General features: G+C 31.5%; 8 protein-coding genes. All 8 read left to right on the forward strand.

Translation table 11 applies throughout. The features are described from left to right. Positions 1-345: 345 nt before the first annotated feature. The 8 genes from ABD077_RS24985 (at position 346) to ABD077_RS25020 (ending at position 4,948) form a co-directional block, all read left to right on the forward strand. Positions 346-588, forward strand: coding sequence for a hypothetical protein (locus ABD077_RS24985; RefSeq protein ID WP_343914925.1), 243 nt, complete (start codon positions 346-348; stop codon positions 586-588). A gap of 97 nt (positions 589-685) precedes the next feature. Then, positions 686-1,051: a hypothetical protein gene (locus ABD077_RS24990; protein ID WP_343914926.1), complete on the forward strand. Its 366-nt coding sequence runs from the start codon at positions 686-688 to the stop codon at positions 1,049-1,051. 11 nt (positions 1,052-1,062) lie between these two features. Beyond that, the gene (locus ABD077_RS24995; protein ID WP_343914927.1) at positions 1,063-1,440 is read left to right on the forward strand and encodes a hypothetical protein; all 378 of its coding nucleotides are present in this window, start codon (positions 1,063-1,065) and stop codon (positions 1,438-1,440) included. A 184-nt stretch (positions 1,441-1,624) separates the two neighbouring features. Next, the gene (locus tag ABD077_RS25000) at positions 1,625-2,215 is read left to right on the forward strand and encodes a hypothetical protein (protein WP_343914928.1); all 591 of its coding nucleotides are present in this window, start codon (positions 1,625-1,627) and stop codon (positions 2,213-2,215) included. A gap of 160 nt (positions 2,216-2,375) precedes the next feature. Beyond that, complete coding sequence (locus tag ABD077_RS25005; RefSeq protein WP_343914929.1) at positions 2,376-3,350, forward strand: AbiTii domain-containing protein; 975 nt, start codon at positions 2,376-2,378, stop codon at positions 3,348-3,350. Between the two features lie 150 nt (positions 3,351-3,500). Then, positions 3,501-3,767 (forward strand): hypothetical protein, encoded by a 267-nt coding sequence (locus tag ABD077_RS25010; protein WP_343914930.1) that lies wholly within the window; start codon positions 3,501-3,503, stop codon positions 3,765-3,767. Between the two features lie 5 nt (positions 3,768-3,772). Next, complete coding sequence (locus ABD077_RS25015; RefSeq protein ID WP_343914931.1) at positions 3,773-4,396, forward strand: hypothetical protein; 624 nt, start codon at positions 3,773-3,775, stop codon at positions 4,394-4,396. A 114-nt stretch (positions 4,397-4,510) separates the two neighbouring features. Next, positions 4,511-4,948: a hypothetical protein gene (locus ABD077_RS25020; RefSeq protein ID WP_343914932.1), complete on the forward strand. Its 438-nt coding sequence runs from the start codon at positions 4,511-4,513 to the stop codon at positions 4,946-4,948. Positions 4,949-5,244: the final 296 nt, after the last annotated feature.

Raw genomic sequence — 5,244 nt, forward strand, 5'->3', positions numbered from 1 at the left:
ATCGATTGGTTTGTGTATATTTATGAAGGCACAATGATTGCAAAAAGGAAAAGTTAGCAACCAATGCGCAGAAAAACCGAAAAGCAGGGTAACATTTTGCCCTGCTACGACACATATATTAAACGTTAGCATATATTCAAAAAAATGGATCTTTCCAAAGTATATTTTTATATAGTCATAATAATTTATTTACTACTTAGCTGCGCAATTATAACATTTACTGAGGATCTAAAAGATAATGAATATTTTAAGCGATATATTAAATTAACATTTGCAATAGGTTTTCTGGGAGTGATAATAGAACTATTGAACTGGAATTATCTATGTAAATTGAATTGCATACTTATGACTTTCTCCCCTTTCCTGACAGTATTAATCTCGAAAGGAACTATCGAATTATATAGAAAAGTGTTCAAGAAAGAAGGTTTTCAAGTACAATGGGGAAAATTATCTGATGGAATTTGGAAAAAGAATAACGGAAATGCTAAAAACGGTTTATTCTATGCTTGGTACACAGCAAACTTGACAAGTCTTCCGGTTTTAATTATCGGAATATTATACTTTTTAATAGAAAAAAACATATGCTAACACGATATATGATGTCATAGCAGCAAAGTGATCAATCAATTGGTTGTTGTATTTTTGGTAAGGCGCAATGCTAGCAAAAAGTAAAAGCTAGCAACCAATGCGCAGAAAAACCGAAAAGCAAGGTAACATTTTGCCCTGCTACGACACATATATTAAACGTTGTACACTATTTGACAAAACCACAATGAAATTTAAACCGATTTTCGAAAAATCTTTAAAAAATGAGATTAGAGATTTAACTAAAAATGTTTTGAACGACCAATGGAAAGGTCGAATCGCATCTGAGGAAATAGAAAGTGCTGGAATTCTGGATTGTGAAGAAATTATTTCTGAGTTTTTAGAAAAAAATGAATATGGCTGTGCATTTGACCATCTGACTTACGTAGTATCTGAAACAGAAACTGATTTGACAACTGACCAAGCAAATAAAATTAAACAGTTGGACAAAAAACTAAATCCATAAAGTAATTACAAATGAGTTGGGACATTGTACTTTTTAATTCAAACCAAAAAATAGAATCAGTTGCGGAATTGGACGAAACTCAACTTCAACCGACTGACTTTAGTGGAATTTTAGAAAACTCGTTTGAAAGAATAAAAAAGGATGATAATCATAGAGAAATTATAGGAAAGAACTTCACAATTGACTTCTTTTCCTATAATCAGCATTCTAGTAATTTTATGCTTTCGTTGTATGGAGAAAATGGACTTTTCGAATTGATCGCATTGGCTAAAAAGTATAATTGGCAGATTTATGACTCTGGAATTGGCGGAATGATTGATTTGAATAATCCAGAGAATAACGGATACAAAAACCACAAAAAGTACGTGGGACAAATAATGAAAAAATAAAAACAGTGTACAACAACATATATGTGATCATAGCAGCTAAGTGATGAATCGATTGGTTGTTGTATTTTTGGTAAGGCGCAATGCTTGCAAAAAGGAAAAGTTAGCAATCAATGCGCAGATTTATCGAAAAACAGGGTAACAATTTGCCCTGCTACGACACATATATTAAACGTTGCCCACAATTATGACCAACCTAAAATACCAAAATCAAAAATTTAAACATAAGGGAATTCCAATTCCTAAATTTGACATGAAATTTGGGAGATTAATTAGGTTATGCGTTCCGAATTTTGATTCAAAAGGAAATAGTTTAGTTCATAGTTTCCGATATGGATTATTAAGTCATTTCGAAGAGGTAATCCCAGGAGCTAAATGGTCGAAAAGATATAAAGAAAGTTTATTTCGGAGATATATAAAACCGCTTACTGTTGAGAATTATATATCAAAAAAACTCAGTATGGACAGTACTAATTCAAAAATTATATGGGAATATTTGGAATTGGATCCTAAGGAAAAGCTCAACAATCTTACAACTGGGAAAAGCAAAGCATTAGCCATTAAATGTGACTTTAAAAAATATGACACTCTGATATTTGATTACTATGGAGTAAGTGCCAATGAAATTGATTTTTTGGATCGAGTTGTCGATGAAGAAATACAAAAAGAAAAATGTGGAATAGCTATTGATCGACTTGAATTTAATCAAAATAATGAAGTAAATAAAAATGTTGAACAAATAAAAGTAACTGTGGGCAACAATATATATGTGCCATAGCAGCAAAGGAATCAATCAATTGGTTTGTGTATATTTATGAAGACGCAATGCTTGCAAAAAGTGAAAGTTAGCAACCAATGCGCAAGAAAAATCAAAAAGCAAGGTAACATTTTGCCCTGCTACGACACATATATAAAACGTTAGGCACAATTTGACAGAAATGACAGGAAAGACAAATAACACTTTTGTAATTAATGATGTAATTAATGATTTAATAGACGCTGACAAAAGTCTTATAAACCCATTGATGAAACTAAATTATTTTGGTCGTATTACGAAAAACAAGGAATTGACTGAATATACTCTGAATGAAATAAAAGGATATTCCGCAGATTCTACTTTACCTGATTATAGACAAATTGGCTCAAGATTGTACGTTGATTTTCAAGCTGGATATCACAGCCATCCAAATAAGGAATTGCCTATAGCAGGACTTGATGAAGATATTCAGGAATTTTGTCGTTATATTCCCGTTTTTGAAAGCATACGAGAAATAGAAAATATGAGTTCAAAATTAAGCGAAAAAGACAGTAATTATGAACTGAAATTTCCAATTCCTTTACAGTTATTACCTCGAATCCAACCATACGCAATTAAATTATACAGGAGTACTGCTCGAATGCAATTGACAGGTGCAAGGTTAGTTGGTAATAGCAGTAAAATGTTAGGAATTATAGAAACTGTCAGAACTAACCTTTTAGCTTTTTCAATGGAAATTGCAGAACAATTTGGTTATGAAATTGAATTGAATACTTATAATCAAGAAAGAGAAACTAATAACAAAACTATTTTACAATATATGACAACAAATAATATCACAACATCAGGAGATGGCAATATCATAAACACTGGAGATAAAGCAAAGATTGACGCCAAAATTAATATTACAAAAGGAAGTAAAGATGAACTTGTAAAATATTTACAAGAAAACGGAGTATCGGAAGAGGATACTGCTGAATTAGTTGAAATTATCGACGCTGAAGAGCCAAATCCTGATAATAAAACATTTGGCAAAAAAGTTAGTGAATGGACTAAAAAAATGCTTGGAAAAGCTGTTGATGGAGGATGGAATGTTAGCATTGGAGCAGCTGGAAGTCTTTTAGCAGAAGCAATTGGAAAATATTACGGATTCTAAAAAAACTGTGCCTAACACCGTGTATAATTCATTGCTAGTACTCGCCTACTTGCGAAAATCCTCTCGGATTTTCTATTCGGTTTGTATTTGCTAAATTGGTTGCTGAAACACGCAACGAAATCATACACAAACACGTTATCTGTAATTGCAATGACTATAACCAAATATCATATTGAATTGTATAAAAAAGTTGGAGGTGATGTAGATCATCTTCAGCGAATAGGAACTTCCGAAGAAAAAAGTATCACCAATCAAAACATCATTGTAGAGATGGAAGAACTTGTTTCTAATTTGGAACTAATAAAAAATGGAATTACCTCGAATCAATATGAGGAAGAAATAAACGCAAAACTTAACAAATTATGCATTGATGATTCTATAATTGCTGAATTTAAAAAACTGAAATCATTTAGATAGAATTTATGAAACCATCTTTGGAATTACCGAAAACTTTAAGAGCTCCTGAAATTGATGAAGTTCCTATGAATTCATCAGTAAGTGAACGTTTAAAACTACGAGAAACAGCAAAAATTGTGGAAGGATTCAAAATTTTACCAAAAGATAATAATCCTGAAAACAAAGAATTAGCTTTTAAATTCTACGCTGAAATTAATATTGATAACTCAAAACTTTGGGATTTGATACTTGAATTGAGCAAACAGATGCCAGATAAAATTTCATTGATTTTTAATCATTCCGATTGTGACCCTGAATACGGAAAATATTCTGACAGAAATCAAACTATTGACTTTCTTTCTAAATATAAGACCGAAATTATTTCTGATACGTTTATCGATATTGGAATGATTTTTCATTCGGATTCTGAATTGATCGAAATTTTCGTTCCCGAATCTAAATACATAAAGTTTTGGGGAGTTAACCAAGAATCATTTCTCAAATCGATGAATAAGTTTGACCTTAAAGAAATTGACGGAATTGAATTTGTTGATGAATATCCAAAGGTTAGAGAACCCTTAAGGTTTTTCGATAAAAACACAATTGACTCAAACGAATTGATTGAATTATTAAGAACAAATTTTAAATAAAAAACTACAGATAACAAGGTGTATAAAATCATAGTGGCTAAAAGCCACAACGATTCATACACGCAACGTTGTCTACAATGCAAAAAAAGATTTCCTAACTTAACTATTAACCAATTGGAAAATTCAAAAAACTACAAAGAACTTGCCGAAATAATTGTAAGGAAACTAAGAGACGAAAATTTTGAGACTTTTTCAAAAAGTATGGATTTTGCAAAATCTATATCTTCTGAGGAATATTGGAAAAAACCTCGAAATCCAAACTTAGATAAAGAATTGCAAAAATTACAGGATGAAAGATTTGATTTTTTAAATCGCTTAAGTGAAAAGGATTCTGAAATTTTAAAGCGAATAATTCTAAATGTTTTAGACTCAACCGCATTTAACTTTTTACGTGAAATTGAGGAGAACCTGGAAGAAAATGAAAGTATTGGACTCACAATAAATGGTGAAAAAGTTGAAAACATCACAACGGAATTACTTTCGGGAACTTTATTTGGTGAATATTTCTTGTGGTTGGAAAAGAATAGCAAGTATGGTGAGTTTCAAAATTAAAAAACACTGTAGACAACAACATATATGTGATCATAGCAGCTAGATGTTTAAACGGATAATTTGGTTATTTTGTGATGGCGCAGCACTCGCAGTAAAGAAAAGTTAGCAATCACTGCGCAGAAAAACCCAAAAGCAAGGTAACATTTTGATCTGCTACGACACATATATTAAACGTTATCCGTGCATTTTAGGAATCTGAAAAGTAAAACGAAAGCAACGAACGGTTAACCACCCAATGACCTGAGTATTTTTGTGATGGTTAGTGTCTAATCGAGGAAAAAGCGATAAGAAAAACC

Origin of the sequence: Aquimarina litoralis (genome assembly GCF_039523995.1) — a bacterium.
Taxonomy (GTDB): domain Bacteria; phylum Bacteroidota; class Bacteroidia; order Flavobacteriales; family Flavobacteriaceae; genus Aquimarina; species Aquimarina litoralis.

Excerpts from the sequence above, each read along its gene's own strand:
- ABD077_RS24995 (WP_343914927.1), top strand. The coding sequence starts at position 1,063 with ATGAGTTGGGACATTGTACTTTTTAATTCAAACCAAAAAATAGAATCA.
- ABD077_RS25005 (WP_343914929.1), top strand. The coding sequence starts at position 2,376 with ATGACAGGAAAGACAAATAACACTTTTGTAATTAATGATGTAATTAAT.
- ABD077_RS25010 (WP_343914930.1), top strand. The coding sequence starts at position 3,501 with ATGACTATAACCAAATATCATATTGAATTGTATAAAAAAGTTGGAGGT.
- ABD077_RS25000 (WP_343914928.1), top strand. The coding sequence starts at position 1,625 with ATGACCAACCTAAAATACCAAAATCAAAAATTTAAACATAAGGGAATT.
- ABD077_RS24990 (WP_343914926.1), top strand. The coding sequence starts at position 686 with ATGCGCAGAAAAACCGAAAAGCAAGGTAACATTTTGCCCTGCTACGAC.
- ABD077_RS24985 (WP_343914925.1), top strand. The coding sequence starts at position 346 with ATGACTTTCTCCCCTTTCCTGACAGTATTAATCTCGAAAGGAACTATC.
- ABD077_RS25015 (WP_343914931.1), top strand. The coding sequence starts at position 3,773 with ATGAAACCATCTTTGGAATTACCGAAAACTTTAAGAGCTCCTGAAATT.